The organism is Aeromicrobium erythreum, from assembly GCF_001509405.1.
Lineage (GTDB): Bacteria > Actinomycetota > Actinomycetes > Propionibacteriales > Nocardioidaceae > Aeromicrobium > Aeromicrobium erythreum.
On record NZ_CP011502.1, the window covers coordinates 1,818,883 to 1,835,171 of the forward strand.

Sequence of the window (16,289 nt, forward strand, 5' to 3'; positions counted from 1 at the left end):
CGGCTCAGCGACCGCGGAAGCGATCCATCTCGCGACGCTCGCGCTTGGTCGGCCGTCCGGCACCGCGGTCGCGGCGGGGCATGGCGAGACGTTCCTCGCGCGGCGGGGGTGGTGGTGTGTGGTCGGTGTAGCACTCGGCCGCCACGGCGGCACCGACGCGCTTGGTCAGCACGCGACGCACCTCGACGACCCGGGGGCCTCCGGGCGTGGTCGCCTCGACCCGGTCGCCGACCTGCACCGGCTGCGAGGGCTTGGCGCGGCGGCCGTTCACGTGCACCTGTCCGCCCTTGCACGCGGCGCTCGCGGCGGAGCGCGACGCGAACAGGCGCACCGACCACACCCACACGTCGGCGCGCACGCTGCTCGGTTCCACCCGTCCACCCTAGGCGGGTCCGGCCTAGGCTGGACGTCATGACGGGACCGGACGACGTGGAGACCATCGCGATCACCAGCGACATGATCCGGCTGGGTCAGCTGCTCAAGTTCGCGGACGTCGCCGAGTCGGGTGCGCAGGCCGGTGCGCTCGTCGCCTCGGGCGACGTGCAGGTCGACGGCGAGGTCGAGACACGTCGCGGACGCCAGCTCGGCGACGGCGCCGTCGTCACGGTGGCCCTGCCAGAGGGTCCGCGCGTGCTGCGCGTCGTCACCGGCGACGACGTCGACGTGCCCTGGTGACCCGGGTGGTGGAGGTGGTCCCCGACCGGGACCGCCCGCGCGCGGCCACGGTGCGGGTCGACGGCACCGAGCAGTCGCACGTCGACCTCGACGACCCGACGCACCTCGAGTTCGACTACGTGCGCCGCATGGCCGACGTCGTCGACACGGCATGGGCGCCGGGCGTGCAGGTCCGCACGCTGCACGTCGGCGGGGCGGGCATGACGCTGGCGCGCTACGTGGCCGCCACGCGCCCGCGCTCCCGCCAGCTCGTGCTCGAGCCCGACGCCGAGCTGACGGCGCTCGTCCGGGCGGAGCTGCCGCTGCCCGAGCGCAGCGGCATCCGCGTGCGTGCCGAGGACGGACGCGCCGGCGTCGCGAGCCTGCGCGACGCCGCCTACGACCTCGTCGTCGTCGACGCGTTCGCGGGGGCGAGCGTCCCGGCGGACCTCGTGACGTGTGAGTGGTACGCGGACGTCGCGCGCGTGGCCGGACCGCAGGGGCTGGTCCTGCTGAACCTCGCCGACCGCGCGCCGTTCCCGTTCGTCCGCGACGCGCTGCGGGCCGTCGAGACCGCCCTGCCGCACGTCGTCGTCAGCGCGGAGCCGGCGACGCTCAAGGGGCGGCGTCACGGCAACGTCCTCGTCGTCGCATCGCGTGCGCCGGTCGACCCGGCGCCCCTCGCACGACGTGCCGCGGGGTCGATGTTCCCCTACCGTGTGCTCGACGCGGTCCAGGTGCGCGACCGGCTGGCCGGCGGGACGGCGTTCACGGACGCCCGCAGCGAGGCGTCGCCCGCCCCGCCCGGCGGCGCCACCTTCTTCGGCTGAGCCTCAGGAGAGCCGGTCGCGCCAACCGGCCGGGTCCGACACCTGGAAGGCCGCCGCGTCGGCCAGCCCGTCCAGGGACCAGGTGACGACCAGCAGGTCGGCACCGGTCGACCTGCCCAGGAAGGTCCGCGAGAGGGTCGCCGAGGTGATCGCGTCGCGCGGCACCTCGACGTCGCGGCCGGCCACGAGCGGCACGAACGCGAGGTGCTCGCGTCCGAGCAGCAGCGAGCCGATGCCCCGCACCTGCGTCTGCCGGTCGGAGGCGACCGCGAAGAGACCCGCCTGCTCGACCACCTCGGGTGCGTAGCCGGCCACCCGACGGCGGTGACCACGTCGCACCAGCGCGAGCCGGACGAGACCCACCACGACGAGCAGCAGCACCAGCCCCGCGACGAGCGCGAGCACGGCGAGCAGCGTGCCCACGGATCAGACCTTCAGCGCACGTTCGAGCGCGTCGACCGCGTGGTCGATCTCGTCCCGCGTGATGACGAGCGGCGGGGCGATGCGCAGCGTCCGCTCGTGCGTCTCCTTGCACAGCACGCCCTCGTCGCGCAGCGCCATCGACACCTCGCGTCCGGTACGTCCCAGGGGGTCGAGGTCGACGCCGGCCCACAGGCCTCGACCGCGCACGGCGGCGACGCCCTGCCCGAGGAGGGCTTCGAGCCGGTCGTGCAGGTGCCGGCCGAGGTCGGCGGATCGCTCCTGGAACTCACCCGTCGCGAGCAGGCCGACGACCGCGCGGCCGACCGCGCACGCGACCGGGTACCCGCCGAACGTCGAGCCGTGCGACCCTGGCCGCAGCACCCCGAGGACGTCGGCGCGTCCGACGACCGCCGAGACGGGGATGATGCCGCCGCCGAGCGCCTTGCCCAAGGTGTACAGGTCGGCCCGCACGCCCTCGTGGTCGAGCGCGAAGAGGCGGCCCGTGCGGGCGAGACCGGACTGGATCTCGTCGGCGATGAGCAGCACCTCGTTCTCGGTGCAGGCGTCGCGCACGTCGGCCCAGAACCCGGCGGGCGGCACCACCACGCCGGCCTCGCCCTGGATCGGCTCCATGAGGACGGCGGCGGTGTTCGGGCCGATGGCGTCGCGCACGGCCTGCGCGTCGCCGTAGGGGACGGTGACGAAGCCCGGCGTGAAGGGGCCGTAGTTGTCGTGCGCGACCGGGTCGTCGGAGAAGGAGACGATGGTGGTCGTGCGGCCGTGGAAGTTGTGCGTGGCGACGATGATCTCGGCCGCGTCGAAGGCGACACCCTTGACCTCGTAGGCCCACTTGCGGGCGACCTTGATGGCGGACTCGACGGCCTCGGCGCCGGTGTTCATCGTCAGCACCATCTCGGTGCCGGTGAGCTCGGCGAGCTCGGCGCAGAAGGCGCCGAACTGGTCATTGTGGAAGGCGCGGGAGGTCAGGGTGAGCCGGTCGATCTGCTCGTGCGCGGCTCGGACCAGGTCGGGGTGGCGGTGCCCGAAGTTGAGCGCGGAGTACCCGGAGAGGAAGTCGAGGTACCGGCGACCGTCGACGTCGGTCACCCATGCGCCCTCGGCCTCGGAGATCACCACGGGGAGGGGGTGGTAGTTGTGGGCACCCCACCGCTCGTCGAGCGCGATGATGCCGGCGGTCTGCTGCATGTCGGACATGGTTCCCACCGTAACGGCCGCCGCCAGGCCCGTGGTCCGTCCCGACTACCCTCGTGGGGTGACGACGCGCAGCGGGACGGCGGCACGCGGGCTGGGCCCGCGGCTCCTCCGCCCTGCGCTCGTGGGCGTGGCAGTGGCGGCCTGCGCGACCTCCGCCCACGTCCTGGCCGGTGGCGAGGTGCCCTCCGCGGCCGTCGTCCTCGTGGCCACCGGCGCCGCGCTGGTGACCCGGCTGGTCGGCGCGCGCAGGCTCACGTCGTCCCAGCTGCTCGGCCTGCTGGTGCTCGGCCAGGTCGCGGCGCACCTGCTCGCCACGCCGTCCGGGTCCCACGACACGAGGATGCTCGGGGCGCACGCCCTCGCGACGCTGGTGAGCCTGCTCGTACTGCGTCGCGCCGAGGACCTCTGGTGGCGGGCCGCCGACACCGTCGTCGGGCTCGTGCGCGTGCCCGGCCTCGTGGTGCTGGCACGTCGCAGGACGGGCGTCACGTCGGGCGTCCTGGTGCGCGAGGGGAGCGACGCGGGCCCCCGGCCCTCGGGCCGGGCCCCGCCGCTGACGGCGTGAGCCCGTCCACCAGCCCCTCGTACCCGAAGGTCCCGTCATGCCCACCACCCGTCCGACCCGTCTCGCCGCCGCCGCGGCCCTCACTCTCGCCACGGTGGCCGTCGCCGGCCCCGCCGTCGCCCACGTCGGCGTCTCCTCGCCCGACGCGGCACGCGACGGCTACGGCAAGATCGTCTTCCGCGTGCCCACCGAGTCCGACACGGCCGACACGACGAAGCTCGTCGTGACGCTGCCCGCGGACGCTCCCTTCCTGCACCTCACCGCCCAGACCAAGCCCGGTTGGACGATCACGACGCGCGAGGGCCGCCTGCCCGCGCCCGTCGAGGTCGACGGCACCGAGATCACCCGAGCCGTCCGCACGGTCACGTGGACCGCGGACGGCGACGGCATCCCGCCGGGGGAGTTCGACGAGTTCGCCCTGTCGGGCGGCCCGTTCCCCGACGCCGACAGCATCCGGTTCGAGGCCGAGCAGACCTACTCCGACGGCGAGGTCGTCGACTGGGACCAGGTGCAGCAGGGCGACACCGAGCCCGACAAGCCCGCCCCGACGCTCAGCCTGCTGCCCGCCGGCGAGGGCGGCCACGCGCACGGCGGTTCCGCCACCGGCGACGACGCCGGCGAGCACCAGTCGGGCGCGCACGAGTCCGGCGGGTCCGGCTCCGACGTCCTGGGTCGCGTCCTCGGCGGAGCGGCCCTCGTGGTCGCGGTCGCGGCGCTCCTGGGTGTCCTGCGGCAGGATCGACGCCGTGCGTAGAGCCCTGGTCGTCCTGCTGCTCCTGCCCGTCCTCCTGGCGCCGGCGCTGACCGCCGGTCCGGCGTCGGCGCACGCGGCCCTCGTCGGCACCGACCCCGCCGACGAGGCCGTCGTCGAGGAGGTGCCGGGCACGGTCACGCTCGAGTTCAACGAGCCGGTCACCCGCTCCGAGCTGGTGCTGACCGCGCCCGACGGCAGCCGCGTGCCGCTCGACGTCAGCGCTCGGGACCGCGAGGTCACCGGTCGGCTGCGCGACGGCACGGCCGACGGCCAGCGCGGCACCTACACGATCGCGTACCGCGTGGTCTCCGCCGACGGCCACCCGATCGCGGGGGAGTCGACCTTCCGCACCACCGCGGGTCGCACGGTCGAGCAGGCCCCCCGCCAGGACGACACCTCGGAGTCCTTCATCCACCGCCACGCAGAGCACCTGTGGTGGGCCGTCGGCGGTGGCCTCGTGGCCGTCGTCCTGATCGTCTGGCCGCTCCTGCGCCGCCGGACCGAGGAGCACGCGTGAGCATCCTGCGCACCACCGTCGCCAGCTTCCTGGTCGCGTCCGCGGCCTGCGTGGCTGCGCTCAGCCTGGGTGGAGGGGCGCCCCAGCAGGTACCCGAGGGCCTCCCGGACCCGGGCCCGCTCGTGGGCTGGTCGCTGCCGCTCGCGTCGGTCGTCTCCGACGGTCTGCTCGTGGTCCTCGTCGGCCTGCTGCTCGCGGTCGTCGCCCTGCTGCCGACGTCGGCCGACGACGTGCAGGGCCTGTCGGTCGACGCGGTCCGCGGCGCCGCCCGCGTCGCGGCGGCGTGGTCGCTGCTCAGCATCGTGCTCTACGTCCTCACCGTCGCCGACGTGTTCGCCCGGCCGATCGGCTCGCTGACGTTCCCGCTGCTCTCGGAGCTCGCGACGACCGCGACCGGCGGGGTCGTGCTGCTGCAGGTCCTCGTCGGCGCGCTGGCGTGGGCGGTCCTGCGCTGGACGATCGCCGTCCGACGCCTCGCAGTCGTGCTCGGCGTCGTCCTCGCCTCGCTCGTCCCCGTCGCGTTCGCCGGCCACTCGGCGTCGTCGGGCTCGCACGACCTCGCCGCGCTGAGCCTGCTGCTGCACCTCGTGGGTGTCTGCCTGTGGGTCGGCGGGCTCGTCGCCCTGACCTGGGTGGCCTGGCGCGGCAGCAAGCGGCTCGCCCCCGCACTGCGCCGCTACTCGGTGCTCGCCCTCTGGGCGTTCGTGGTGGTCGGGGTCTCCGGCGTGGTGAATGCCGCGGTGCGGCTGCGCAGCGTCACCGACGTCGTCGGCACCGGGTACGGACAGCTCGTCCTCGCCAAGGTCGTCGCGCTCGTCGCGCTCGGCTGGTTCGGCTGGGTCCAGCGCCGACGGCTCGCCGACCGCGACGCCGGGTTCCTGTCGGTCGCGACGTCGGAGGTGCTGCTCATGGCCGCGACGATCGGCCTGGCGGTGGCACTCTCGCGCACGCCGACGCCGGTCGGGGACATCCTCACCACGCCCGCGCAGGAGCTGCTCGGTGGGCCCGTGCCGCCCGCGCCCGACGTCCTGCGCATGGCCCTCGGCTTCACGCCCAACGGGCTGGGGCTCACGATCGTCGTGCTCGGCGCCGCCCTCTACGTCCGCGGGCTCCTCGTGCTGCGCCGCCGCGGCGACGCCTGGCCCGTCGGCCGCACCGTCGCCTGGTTCGTCGGTCTCCTCGTGGTGGCGTGGTCGACCATCGGTGGGCTCGGGGTCTACTCGCACGTGATGTTCAGCGCGCACATGGTCTCGCACATGCTGCTCTCGATGGTCGCGCCGATCTTCCTCGTGCTCGGCGCACCCGTGACCCTTGCGCTGCGCACCCTGCCCGGGCCCCGCCAGCCGGGCGACGTGTCGCCCCGGACCCTGCTGACGTCGTTCCTCGCGTCCCGCTTCCTGCACGTGCTCACGCACCCGGTCGTGCCGCCGGTGCTGTTCGTGGGCAGCCTCTACGCGCTGTACTTCACGCCACTGTTCGGCTTCCTGATGCGCGAGCACTGGGGCCACACCGCCATGGAGCTGCACTTCCTGCTCGTCGGGTCGCTCTTCTACTACGTCATCATCGGCGTCGACCCGTCGCCGCGACGTCTCCCGCCGCTCGCCCGGTTCGGGATCATGCTGGTCACGCTGCCGTTCCACGCGTTCTTCTCGATCGCGATCATGTCGTCGGCGCGGGTCCTGGCCGAGCCGTACTGGACCACCATCGACCGGCCGTACCGGACGGACCTCCTCGCCGACCAGTACCTCGGCGGCAGCATCTCCTGGGCCCTCGGCGAGGTGCCCCTCGTGCTCGTCATGATCGCGCTGCTCTTTCAGTGGTTCCGCTCCGACCAGCGCGAGGCACGCCGGATCGACCGTGCCGCGGACCGCGACGGCGACGCCGCCCTCGCCGCCTACAACGCTCGGCTCAAGGACCTCGCCGAGCACGGCAAGCGCCGCGACCCCGACGCCTGAGCCCGGCCGCCTGGGTCCCGCCGCCGCACGCACGAGGGCCCCGCACCGAGATCGGTGCGGGGCCCTCGTGCGTGGCGGGCTGCCGGGTCTCAGAAGAGGACCTGGCCGCCGCTCGTGGCCGCGGTGAACCGCTCCTGGGCGTCGGCCCAGTTCGCGATGTTCCAGAACGCCTTCACGTAGTCGCCCTTGACGTTGAGGTAGTCGAGGTAGAAGGCGTGCTCCCACATGTCGAGCTGGGAGATCGGGATCAGCGTCGCCGGGATGTTGGACTGCTGGTCGTACAGCTGGACGATGACCAGCTTCTGACCCAGCGTGTCCCAGGCGGTGATCGCCCAGCCGGAGCCCTGGATCCCGAGCGCCGTCGCCTCGAACTGCGCGCGGTAGGCGTCGAAGGAGCCGAAGTTGTCCTCGATCGCCGCGGCCAGCTCGCCGGTCGGCTTGTCGCCACCGTCCGGAGACAGGTTCTTCCAGAAGATGGAGTGGTTGATGTGGCCGCCGAGGTTGAACGCGAGGTTCTTCTCGAGCAGGTTGATCGTGTCGTACGAACCGTCGGCGCGGGACGCCTCGAGCTTCTCGAGGGCCGTGTTCAGGCCGTTGACGTAGTTCTGGTGGTGCTTGCTGTGGTGCAGCTCCATGATCTTGCCGGAGATGTGCGGATCCAGCGCACCGTAGTCGTAGGGCAGGTCGGGCAGGGTGTAGTCGGCCACGCGTCCTCCTAGGTCGGGGCACTCGCGGTGCCCGCGGATGTCGTTACGGATCGTGCTCCCTCAGTCTGTCAGTCGCTCAAGCCCACGCAAGACCGGCCCGCGATGCGGACGGGCCCGGCAGTCACCCGCCCCGTCGACGATGCCCTAGGCTGAGCGCGCGATGAAGGAGCTGCGAGAGGGTCGACGTGGGTGAGGACAGGCTCGTCACGATCCCCAACCTGCTCAGCGTGGTCCGGATCGTGCTGCTGCCGGTCTTCCTGTGGCTCGTCCTCGGGCCCGAGGAGGACGTGCTGGCGCTGCTCGTGCTCGTCGTCTCCGGCGTCACCGACTACCTCGACGGCAAGCTGGCCCGCCGGCTGAACCAGACGTCGAAGATCGGCGCGATCCTCGACCCCGTCGCCGACCGGCTGTACATCCTCGCCGTCGTCGTCGGGCTGGCGCTGCGCGACATCATCCCGTGGTGGCTCGCGGTGCTGCTCCCGCTGCGCGACGTGTTCCTGTTCAGCCTCGTGCCGTTCCTGCGCACCCGCGGGTACAGCTCGCTGCCCGTGCACTTCCTGGGCAAGGCCGCCACGGCGGGGCTGCTCTACGCCTTCCCGCTGCTGCTGCTCGGCGACGGGTCGGGCACGGTCGCCGACCTCGCCGAGGTCTTCGGCTGGGCGTTCGCGATCTGGGGCGTCGGTCTGTACTGGTGGGGCGGTGTCCTCTACGCCTTCCAGGTGCGACGCCTCCTCGCCACGACCGAGCCCCTCGCTCGCTGAGGTCGGCCGTGGCTGTCGTCCGTCCTGCGGAGAGCCTGCTGGAGCAGGTCGCGGAGAACGCGCTCGACGACGACTACTACGTCGTGCGGGCGGGGGAGCGGTACGGCCAGCGCGCCGTCGCGACCCCGGCCGTGGGCGTGGTGGTCGCGGTGCTCGCGGCGATGCTCACGGTCACCGCGGTCCAGACCCAGACCGAGCGACCGGGCTCGGAGCTGGAGCGACGCACGCTCGTCGCCGACGTCGCCGACCGGCGCGACGTCCTGGCCGCGCGGCAGGAGGCCGTCGGCGCGCTGCGCCAGCAGGTCGCGTCGCTGCAGGGCGGCTCGACCGCGGAGACCTCGACCGACGTCGCCGCCGACACCGTCCTGGCCGGGGCCCGGTCCTTGCGCGGCACGGCTCTGGTGGTCACCATGGCGGGCAGCCCCGACGGTGCCCGCGCGGGCCGCGTCACCGCGCAGGACGTCGTCGCCGTGGTCAACGGGCTCTGGTACGCGGGTGCCGAGGCCGTGTCGGTCGGCGGTCAGCGGCTCGCCGAGACCTCGGCGATCTCCTCCCTCGACGGCGCGATCACGGTGAACTTCCGCCGCATCGAGGTGCCGGTGCGGATCGTGGCCCTCGGCGACGGTGCGGTGCTGCGGTCCCGGCTGCAGTCCAACCTCGCGGGACGCTACCTCCAGGAGCGCGCCGAGGACGCCGGCATCTCCGTGGGCATGGCACCATCGGACGACGAGGTGGTGCCGTCGGCGCCCGAGCAACGGACCACGCTGCGCCGCGCGGAGCCTCTCCCGGCGGCGGACGGTCCACGAGGGGAGGGCAGACCGTGATCCCGGTGATCGGACTCGTCGTCGGTGTCGGCCTCGGCCTCTTCCTCCAGCCCGACGTGCCGCTCTGGCTGCAGCCGTACCTCCCGATCGCGATCGTCGCCGCGCTCGATGCCGTCGTCGGCGCGCTGCGGGCGCTCGGCGAGCGTCGCTTCGACGACCGCGTGTTCGTCGTCTCGTTCATCTCCAACGTGACCATCGCCGGGTTCATGGTCTTCCTCGGCGACCAGCTCGGCGTCGGCTCGCAGCTCTCGACCGGCGTCGTCGTCGTGCTCGGCATCCGCATCTTCGCCAACGCCGCCGCCATCCGCCGCAGGATCTTCCATGCCTGACACGGAGCGGCCGCACCGGGCGGCACCGCACCGGCGCGCCGGGTCGCAGGTGCTGGTCGCGCTGCTCGTCGGCGGGCTGGCGTTCGCCATGACCGTGCAGGTCGGCCAGGACGACGCGACCGACTACGGCTCGCTGCGCGGCGTCGAGCTGGTCGAGCTGCTCAAGTCCGTCGACGTCGCCAACGAGCGGCTCGCCGGCCAGATCGACGAGCTCACCGCCACCCGCGACCGGCTGCGCGCGTCCCGCGGCGGCGCCGCCGAGGCCGAGGACGTCGCCCGCCAGCGTGCCGAGGAGCTCGCCGTGCTCGCCGGCTCGGTCGGCGCGACGGGCCCGGGCGTGCGGCTCACCGTCTCCGACCCCGACGGGCTCGTCGACGCCGGTCTGGTGCTCGACGTCCTGCAGGAGCTCCGCGAGGCCGGGGCGGAGGCGATCGTCGTCAACGACACGGCGCGGGTCGTCGCCCAGACGTACGTGCTCGACGACGAGCAGGGTCTGCGCATCGGCGGACGCCAGGTCAGCAGCCCCTACGTGTTCGACGTGATCGGCGACCCCAGCACGCTCGAGGAGTCCATCACCTTCCGCGGCGGCGTGCGCGACCTGCTGCAGGCGCGCGGCGCGCAGGCCGCCGTCGCCCGCCGCTCGACGATCACCATCACGGCCCTGGCTGACGTGCGCACCCCCGAGTACGCTCGTCCCGACGTCGGCGCGCCCTGAGCGACCGACGACCACCTTCCCAGCACCACCACACACCGAGCAGGAGCGCCGCGTGATCCCTGAGGACCTGTACTACAGCGAAGAGCACGAGTGGGTGCGCGTGGAGGGCGACGTCCTCGTCGTCGGCATCACCGACTTCGCGCAGGACCAGCTCGGCGACATCGTCTACGTCGACCTGCCCGACGTCGGCGACGAGGTCCAGGCCGGGTCGGTCGTGGGGGAGCTGGAGTCGACGAAGTCGGTGAGCGACGTCTTCAGCCCGGTCAGCGGCGAGGTCGTGGCTCGCAACGAGAGCCTCGACGGTGCCTCCGAGGTCATCAACTCCGACCCCTACGGCGAGGGCTGGCTGTTCAAGGTGCGGGCCGCCGACGACGATGCCACCGCCGCGCTGCTCGCCCCCGAGCAGTACACGGCTCTCGTCTCGTCCTGAGGTCGGGCCGGACCACCCGGCCCGACCTGGTACGGGTGCTAGGTTGGTCACGTCGACCCTCGACCCCGGGGTGAGACCTCGCAGCCCAGCCCTCGCGGCCCAGCCCGCACCTCTCGAGCCACCACCTTTCGAGCACAGCCAGGAGTGATCCGATGACCTCGCCCGGTCCCGAGCACGGCAACGTCCCGGACGAGACCACGCACATCCCGCTGATCGACGCCGACACCGAGGAGATGACCTCGGCCGACGTCGACGCGGTGGAGAACCTGCCGGCGGGCAGCGCGATGCTGCTGGTTCAGCGCGGTCCGGGCGCCGGGGCGCGGTTCCTGCTCGACACCGACACGGTGTCGGTCGGGCGACACCCCGACAGCGACATCTTCCTCGACGACATCAGCGTCTCGCGCCGCCACGCCGTGTTCAGCCGGTCCGGCCGCGGCTACGTCGTCAGCGACCTGGGCAGCCTCAACGGCACCTACGTCAACCGCGACCGCATCGACGGCGACATCGCGCTCGGTGGCGGCGACGAGGTCCAGATCGGCAAGTACCGGCTCATCTACTTCGCGGGCGCGCAGCGGGGCCAGGCGTGACCCAGCCGCTGCCGGAGACGGCTCGGCTCGGGATCGGCAAGGTCCTGGCGGAGCTCCGCGAGGAGTTCCCGTCGCTGACCATCAGCAAGATCCGCTACCTCGAGCGGGAGGGTCTGCTCGAGCCGGAGCGGACGCCCTCGGGGTACCGCAAGTTCTCCTTCGACGACGTCGAGCGGCTCCGGTTCGTGCTGCGCCAGCAGAAGCGGTACTGGCCCCTGAGCACGATCCGACAGGCGCTCGACGAGATGGACCGCGGCCTCGTGCCGCAGACCGACCTCGACGGCAACGTCCGCGTGCCGGAGGTCTCCAGCGACGCCGACGGCCTGCCGACGCCGGGCGCCTTCCTGGAGGGCCGCAGCCGGATGCGGCTGAGCCGCGAGGAGGTGCTGGAGAGCACCGGCGCGAGCGAGGAGCTGCTCGCCCAGGTCGAGGAGCACGGGTTGCTCGAGCGTCGCCCGGGCCAGCACGCGTACGACGGCGACGACCTCGTCGTGGTCGACGCGGTCGTCCGGTTGTCCGCGCTCGGCGTGGAGCCGCGCCACCTGCGTGCGGTGCGCACGGCGGCGGAGCGCGAGTCCGACCTGCTGGGCCGCGCGGTGCCGGAGCGTCGTCGTCGCGAGGACAAGGCCGCCGCGGCGGAGCAGCTCGGGGAGCTGGCCGCCCTCCTCATGCGTCTGCACACGGTGCTCCTGCGGCACCGGCTCCGGGACTGACCGTGCGCGAGCTCGACGTCCTCGGCGTACGGGTCGAGATGCCCACCAAGCAGCCGCTCGTGCTCCTGCGCGAGAGCGAGGGTGCGCGCTACCTGCCCATCTGGATCGGTGCGGTCGAGGCCTCGGCCATCGCCTTCGCCCAGCAGGACGAGGCGACCCCGCGTCCCCTCACGCACGTCCTCATGCAGCGCGTCGTCGAGGCGCTCGGCGACGAGCTCACCGAGATCCACATCGTCGACGTGGACGACGGCGTGTTCTTCGCCACCTTGGTCTTCGCCTCGGGCGCGACGGTCGACGCCCGTCCGTCCGACGCCATCGCGCTCGCGCTGCGCTGCGGGGCCCGCATCCTGTGCACGGAGGACGTGCTCGACGAGGCCGGCATCGCCTCGACGCGCGAGGAGGACGAGCAGGTGGAGCGGTTCCGCACGTTCCTCGACCACGTGGAGCCCGAGGACTTCGCCTGACCCAGTGGGTCGACGCCCGAACCCTCAACCCTCACGCAAGGGTTGCGACACGCCGTCGCAGTGATTGACCGGAGTCCGCGCCGGGCCTACCGTGAGAGCACTGCCGCACGCGAACACCGTTGTAGTTTCGCCGAGGTGGTCTTCCCCCTCACCCTTGTCTGGAAGGCGAGACCCGATGATCGAGCGACGCGACGACGACGCGACGGCCCTGGAGGCCGCCGAGGCCGCGGCGCAGGCCGGCGACCAAGGCCTGCTGTTCACCGACGACGTCGAGCCGCTCCCGCGCGACACGGGCTTTCGCGGTCCGACCGCCTGCAGCGCGGCCGGCATCACCTACCGCCAGCTCGACTACTGGGCCCGGACCAAGCTGGTCGAGCCGACCGTCCGTTCGGCGACGGGCTCGGGCACGCAGCGCCTGTACTCCTTCAAGGACATCCTGCTCCTCAAGATCATCAAGCGGCTCCTCGACGCCGGCGTCTCGCTGCAGCAGATCCGCACTGCGGTCGAGCACCTGCGCGAGCGCGGGACCGACGACCTCACCCAGGTGACGCTCATGAGCGACGGCGCCAGCGTCTACGAGTGCCGCTCCGCCGACGAGGTCATCGACCTCCTCCAGGGCGGACAGGGCGTCTTCGGCATCGCCATCGGTGGTGTCTGGAAGGAGATCGAGGGGTCGCTGCACGAGCTGCCGAGCGAGCGCTCGGTCGCTCCGGAGACCGCCGACGACGAGCTGTCGGCGCGTCGTCGTGCCCGTCTGACCAGCTGACGGGCGCCACGCTGGTACCGTAGGACCGCTGTCGACCACGCGTGGGAGAGATCGCCCAGGCGGCGCCGAAGGGGCAATTCCTCCCCGGAACCTCTCAGGCACCACGGACCATGCGGACGAGGCCACCCTGGAGCGCACGTCACCGTGCGGACGTGACAGGAGGGGAGGGAAACCAGACCTCGATCCCTGGAGTCCCTGCATGTCCTCTGACGCCCCCTCGACGACCAGCCCGCTGACGGCACCGACCGACGTCTTCGTCGACCGGCACATCGGCCCGCGTGCCAGCGACCAGCAGGCCATGCTGGAGCGCATCGGCCACACGTCCCTCGACTCGCTCATGCAGGCCGCCGTCCCGGAGTCGATCCGCGCGACGTCGGCCCCGACGCTCCCCGCGGCGCTCGGCGAGCAGGCCGCGCTCGGCACGCTGAAGGCCCTCGCCTCCCGCAACAACCCGGGCGTCTCGATGATCGGCCTCGGCTACCACCCCACCGTGACGCCGGCCGTCATCCGACGCAACGTGCTGGAGGACCCGGCCTGGTACACGGCCTACACGCCCTACCAGCCCGAGATCTCGCAGGGCCGGCTCGAGGCGCTGCTGAACTACCAGACGATGGTCGCCGACCTGACCGGCCTGACCACCGCGAACGCCTCCCTGCTCGACGAGGGCACCGCAGCCGCCGAGGCGATGACGCTCGTGCGCCGCGCCGCCCGTGGCAAGGACCTGCGTCCTCTCGTCCTCGACACCCGCCTCCTGCCGCAGACGCTCGCGGTCGTGCGCACCCGCGCCGAGGCCCTGGGCATCGAGCTCCTCGACGTCGACCTCGGCACCGACGACGTGCCCGCGGACGTCGCGGGCGCGATCGTCGCCTACCCGGCGGCCGACGGCGCCGTCACCGACCCGTCGCGGGCCATCGAGGCGGTCCATGCGGCGGGTGGCCTGGCCGTCGTCGTCGCCGACCCGCTCGCCCTGGTGCTGCTGCGCTCACCCGGCTCGCTGGGCGCCGACGTCGTGGTCGGCTCGTCGCAGCGCTTCGGCGTCCCCATGTTCTACGGCGGGCCCCACGCCGGCTTCATGGCCGTGCGTGACGGGCTCGAGCGACACCTGCCCGGGCGCCTCGTCGGCGTCTCGGTCGACAAGGACGGACGTCCGGCGTACCGGCTGGCGCTGCAGACCCGCGAGCAGCACATCCGTCGTGAGAAGGCGACCTCCAACATCTGCACGGCGCAGGTGCTGCTGGCCGTGACGGCCTCGATGTACGCCGTCTACCACGGCGCCGAGGGCCTGCGGCGGATCGCGCAGCACGTCCACACCGCCGCGACGACCTTCGCGGCGGGCCTCGTGGCCGGCGGGGTCGAGGTGCTGCACGAGACGTACTTCGACACCGTGGTCGCCCGGGTGCCCGGCGAGGCCGACGCCGTCGTCGGCCGGGCCCGCGCCGAGGGGATCCACCTGCGCAGGGTCGACGCCGACCACGTGGCCGTCTCGACGTCGGAGGTCACCACCGTGCCGCACCTGCAGGCCGTGTGGCGTGCGTTCGGGGTCGCCGGCTCCCACCAGGGTCCCGCCGCCGACGCGCTGCCCGAGGCGCTCGTCCGCGACGACGCGATCCTCACCCACCCGGTGTTCGCCGAGCACCGCAGCGAGACCCAGCTCCTGCGCTACCTGCGCACGCTGAGCGACCGCGACTACGCGCTCGACCGCGGCATGATCCCGCTGGGCTCGTGCACCATGAAGCTGAACGCGACCGCCGAGATGGAGCCGATCAGCTGGCCCGGCTTCGCCGACCTGCACCCCTTCGTGCCGGCCGAGGACGCCGCGGGCATGATCGAGCTCGTCGAGACGCTCGAGTCGTGGCTCGCCGCGGTCACCGGCTACGCCGCCGTCTCCGTGCAGCCGAACGCCGGGTCGCAGGGCGAGCTGGCCGGCCTGCTCGCCATCCGCGCCTGGCACCGCAGCAACGGCGACGAGCGTCGCGACGTCTGCCTGATCCCGAGCTCGGCGCACGGCACCAACGCCGCGTCGGCCGTCATGGCGGGCATGCGGGTCGTGATCGTCAAGGCCACCGAGATCGGGGAGGTCGACCTCGACGACCTGCGCGCGGTCTGCGCCGAGCACGCCGACGACCTCGCGGCGATCATGGTGACCTACCCGTCGACGCACGGCGTCTACGAGGACGGCATCACCGAGCTGTGCGACGTCGTGCACGCCGCGGGAGGCCAGGTCTACGTCGACGGCGCCAACCTCAACGCCCTGCTCGGCCACGCCGAGCCCGGCACGTTCGGCGGCGACGTCTCGCACCTGAACCTGCACAAGACGTTCTGCATCCCGCACGGTGGCGGCGGTCCCGGCGTCGGCCCCGTCGCGGTGGCCGAGCACCTGGTGCCGTTCCTGCCGAGCCACCCGCTGCACCCGGTCGCCGCGAAGCGTCAGGGCATCGGCGCGATCAGCGCGGCACCGTACGGCTCGGCGGGCATCCTGCCGATCCCGTTCGCCTACGTGTCGATGATGGGCGCGCAGGGACTCACCGACGCCACGTCGGTGGCGGTCCTGTCGGCCAACTACGTCGCCGCCCGGCTCAAGGACGCCTTCCCGGTGCTCTACACCGGACGCTCCGGGCTGGTGGCGCACGAGTGCATCCTCGACGTCCGCGGCATCACGAAGGAGACCGGTGTCACCGTCGACGACGTCGCGAAGCGGCTCGTCGACTACGGGTTCCACGCACCCACCATGAGCTTCCCGGTCGCGGGCACGCTGATGGTCGAGCCCACCGAGTCCGAGGACCTCGCCGAGCTCGACCGCTTCTGCGACGCGATGCTCGCCATCCGCGCGGAGATCGACCAGGTCGCGGCAGGGGAGTGGTCCGAGGGCGACAACCCCCTCGTGCAGGCTCCGCACGCGGCCCGCGAGCTGCTCGACTGGCAGCACGCCTACCCGGTTGCCACGGGCGTGTTCCCCACGGGCAGCACCCAGGACAAGTACTTCCCGCCGGTGGGCCGCATCGACCAGGCCTACGGCGACCGGAACCTGACCTGCTCCTGCCCGCCGATCGAGGCCTTCGCCTGAGTCGTGGCTCGGCGCG

At 72.9% G+C, this 16,289-nt stretch carries 20 protein-coding genes and 1 riboswitch; of the genes, 16 read left to right on the forward strand and 4 right to left on the reverse strand.

Going from position 1 to position 16,289, the window contains the following annotated elements; genetic code table 11:
• Window positions 1–4: 4 nt before the first annotated feature.
• On the reverse strand, window positions 5–373 hold the full coding sequence (locus tag Aeryth_RS08540) for an RNA-binding S4 domain-containing protein (protein ID WP_067857254.1): 369 nt from the start codon (window positions 371–373) through the stop codon (window positions 5–7).
• Window positions 374–456: 83 nt separating this feature from the next.
• Between Aeryth_RS08540 and Aeryth_RS08545 the strand changes: the two genes are divergently transcribed.
• Both Aeryth_RS08545 and Aeryth_RS08550 read left to right on the forward strand, forming a co-directional pair.
• Window positions 457–675, forward strand: coding sequence for an RNA-binding S4 domain-containing protein (locus Aeryth_RS08545; protein ID WP_236749877.1), 219 nt, complete (start codon window positions 457–459; stop codon window positions 673–675).
• Between the two features lie 5 nt (window positions 676–680).
• Window positions 681–1,484, forward strand: a complete 804-nt coding sequence (locus tag Aeryth_RS08550) for a spermidine synthase (RefSeq protein WP_067861518.1) — start codon at window positions 681–683, stop codon at window positions 1,482–1,484.
• A gap of 3 nt (window positions 1,485–1,487) precedes the next feature.
• Here the strand turns inward: Aeryth_RS08550 and Aeryth_RS08555 are convergent, their stop codons facing one another.
• Window positions 1,488–1,907 (reverse strand): hypothetical protein, encoded by a 420-nt coding sequence (locus tag Aeryth_RS08555; protein ID WP_067857261.1) that lies wholly within the window; start codon window positions 1,905–1,907, stop codon window positions 1,488–1,490.
• A 3-nt stretch (window positions 1,908–1,910) separates the two neighbouring features.
• The gene (gene rocD / locus Aeryth_RS08560; RefSeq protein WP_067857263.1) at window positions 1,911–3,122 is read right to left on the reverse strand and encodes an ornithine--oxo-acid transaminase; all 1,212 of its coding nucleotides are present in this window, start codon (window positions 3,120–3,122) and stop codon (window positions 1,911–1,913) included.
• A gap of 58 nt (window positions 3,123–3,180) precedes the next feature.
• On the opposite strand from rocD, the gene Aeryth_RS08565 reads away from it, so the two are divergent.
• From Aeryth_RS08565 to Aeryth_RS08580, 4 genes are read left to right on the forward strand one after another with little or no spacing between them, the layout of a single operon-like run.
• On the forward strand, window positions 3,181–3,687 hold the full coding sequence (locus tag Aeryth_RS08565) for a hypothetical protein (RefSeq protein ID WP_067857266.1): 507 nt from the start codon (window positions 3,181–3,183) through the stop codon (window positions 3,685–3,687).
• Between the two features lie 37 nt (window positions 3,688–3,724).
• Window positions 3,725–4,441 carry a YcnI family copper-binding membrane protein gene (locus Aeryth_RS08570; RefSeq protein ID WP_067857269.1) on the forward strand — a complete coding sequence of 239 codons (717 nt, stop codon included), beginning with the start codon at window positions 3,725–3,727 and terminating at the stop codon, window positions 4,439–4,441.
• On the forward strand, window positions 4,434–4,958 hold the full coding sequence (locus Aeryth_RS08575; protein ID WP_067857272.1) for a copper resistance CopC family protein: 525 nt from the start codon (window positions 4,434–4,436) through the stop codon (window positions 4,956–4,958). The genes Aeryth_RS08570 and Aeryth_RS08575 overlap by 8 nt, the downstream gene beginning before the upstream one ends.
• Window positions 4,955–6,913, forward strand: coding sequence for a bifunctional copper resistance protein CopD/cytochrome c oxidase assembly protein (locus Aeryth_RS08580; RefSeq protein WP_067857274.1), 1,959 nt, complete (start codon window positions 4,955–4,957; stop codon window positions 6,911–6,913). Before Aeryth_RS08575 ends, Aeryth_RS08580 begins: the two co-directional genes overlap by 4 nt.
• An 89-nt stretch (window positions 6,914–7,002) precedes the next feature.
• Here Aeryth_RS08580 and Aeryth_RS08585 read toward each other — a convergent pair whose 3' ends face one another.
• Window positions 7,003–7,620 carry a superoxide dismutase gene (locus Aeryth_RS08585; RefSeq protein WP_067857277.1) on the reverse strand — a complete coding sequence of 206 codons (618 nt, stop codon included), beginning with the start codon at window positions 7,618–7,620 and terminating at the stop codon, window positions 7,003–7,005.
• 185 nt (window positions 7,621–7,805) lie between these two features.
• On the opposite strand from Aeryth_RS08585, the gene Aeryth_RS08590 reads away from it, so the two are divergent.
• The 10 genes from Aeryth_RS08590 (at window position 7,806) to gcvP (ending at window position 16,273) form a co-directional block, all read left to right on the forward strand.
• The gene (locus tag Aeryth_RS08590; protein WP_067857280.1) at window positions 7,806–8,381 is read left to right on the forward strand and encodes a cardiolipin synthase ClsA; all 576 of its coding nucleotides are present in this window, start codon (window positions 7,806–7,808) and stop codon (window positions 8,379–8,381) included.
• Between the two features lie 8 nt (window positions 8,382–8,389).
• Complete coding sequence (locus tag Aeryth_RS08595; RefSeq protein ID WP_067857283.1) at window positions 8,390–9,205, forward strand: DUF881 domain-containing protein; 816 nt, start codon at window positions 8,390–8,392, stop codon at window positions 9,203–9,205.
• Window positions 9,202–9,534 carry a small basic family protein gene (locus Aeryth_RS08600; protein ID WP_067857287.1) on the forward strand — a complete coding sequence of 111 codons (333 nt, stop codon included), beginning with the start codon at window positions 9,202–9,204 and terminating at the stop codon, window positions 9,532–9,534. The genes Aeryth_RS08595 and Aeryth_RS08600 overlap by 4 nt, the downstream gene beginning before the upstream one ends.
• Window positions 9,527–10,249, forward strand: a complete 723-nt coding sequence (locus Aeryth_RS08605; RefSeq protein WP_067857291.1) for a DUF881 domain-containing protein — start codon at window positions 9,527–9,529, stop codon at window positions 10,247–10,249. The genes Aeryth_RS08600 and Aeryth_RS08605 overlap by 8 nt, the downstream gene beginning before the upstream one ends.
• A 52-nt stretch (window positions 10,250–10,301) precedes the next feature.
• Window positions 10,302–10,679: a glycine cleavage system protein GcvH gene (gcvH, locus tag Aeryth_RS08610; RefSeq protein ID WP_144433733.1), complete on the forward strand. Its 378-nt coding sequence runs from the start codon at window positions 10,302–10,304 to the stop codon at window positions 10,677–10,679.
• Window positions 10,680–10,831: 152 nt separating this feature from the next.
• Window positions 10,832–11,266, forward strand: a complete 435-nt coding sequence (locus Aeryth_RS08615) for an FHA domain-containing protein (RefSeq protein ID WP_067857294.1) — start codon at window positions 10,832–10,834, stop codon at window positions 11,264–11,266.
• Window positions 11,263–11,979, forward strand: coding sequence for a transcriptional regulator FtsR (ftsR, locus tag Aeryth_RS08620; protein ID WP_067857297.1), 717 nt, complete (start codon window positions 11,263–11,265; stop codon window positions 11,977–11,979). Before Aeryth_RS08615 ends, ftsR begins: the two co-directional genes overlap by 4 nt.
• 2 nt (window positions 11,980–11,981) lie before the next feature.
• The gene (locus Aeryth_RS08625) at window positions 11,982–12,443 is read left to right on the forward strand and encodes a bifunctional nuclease family protein (RefSeq protein WP_067857300.1); all 462 of its coding nucleotides are present in this window, start codon (window positions 11,982–11,984) and stop codon (window positions 12,441–12,443) included.
• Window positions 12,444–12,618: 175 nt separating this feature from the next.
• Window positions 12,619–13,209, forward strand: a complete 591-nt coding sequence (locus Aeryth_RS08630) for a MerR family transcriptional regulator (protein WP_067857303.1) — start codon at window positions 12,619–12,621, stop codon at window positions 13,207–13,209.
• A 32-nt stretch (window positions 13,210–13,241) separates the two neighbouring features.
• Window positions 13,242–13,330: riboswitch (glycine riboswitch) on the forward strand.
• 78 nt (window positions 13,331–13,408) lie between these two features.
• Complete coding sequence (gene gcvP / locus Aeryth_RS08635; protein ID WP_067857306.1) at window positions 13,409–16,273, forward strand: aminomethyl-transferring glycine dehydrogenase; 2,865 nt, start codon at window positions 13,409–13,411, stop codon at window positions 16,271–16,273.
• Window positions 16,274–16,289: the final 16 nt, after the last annotated feature.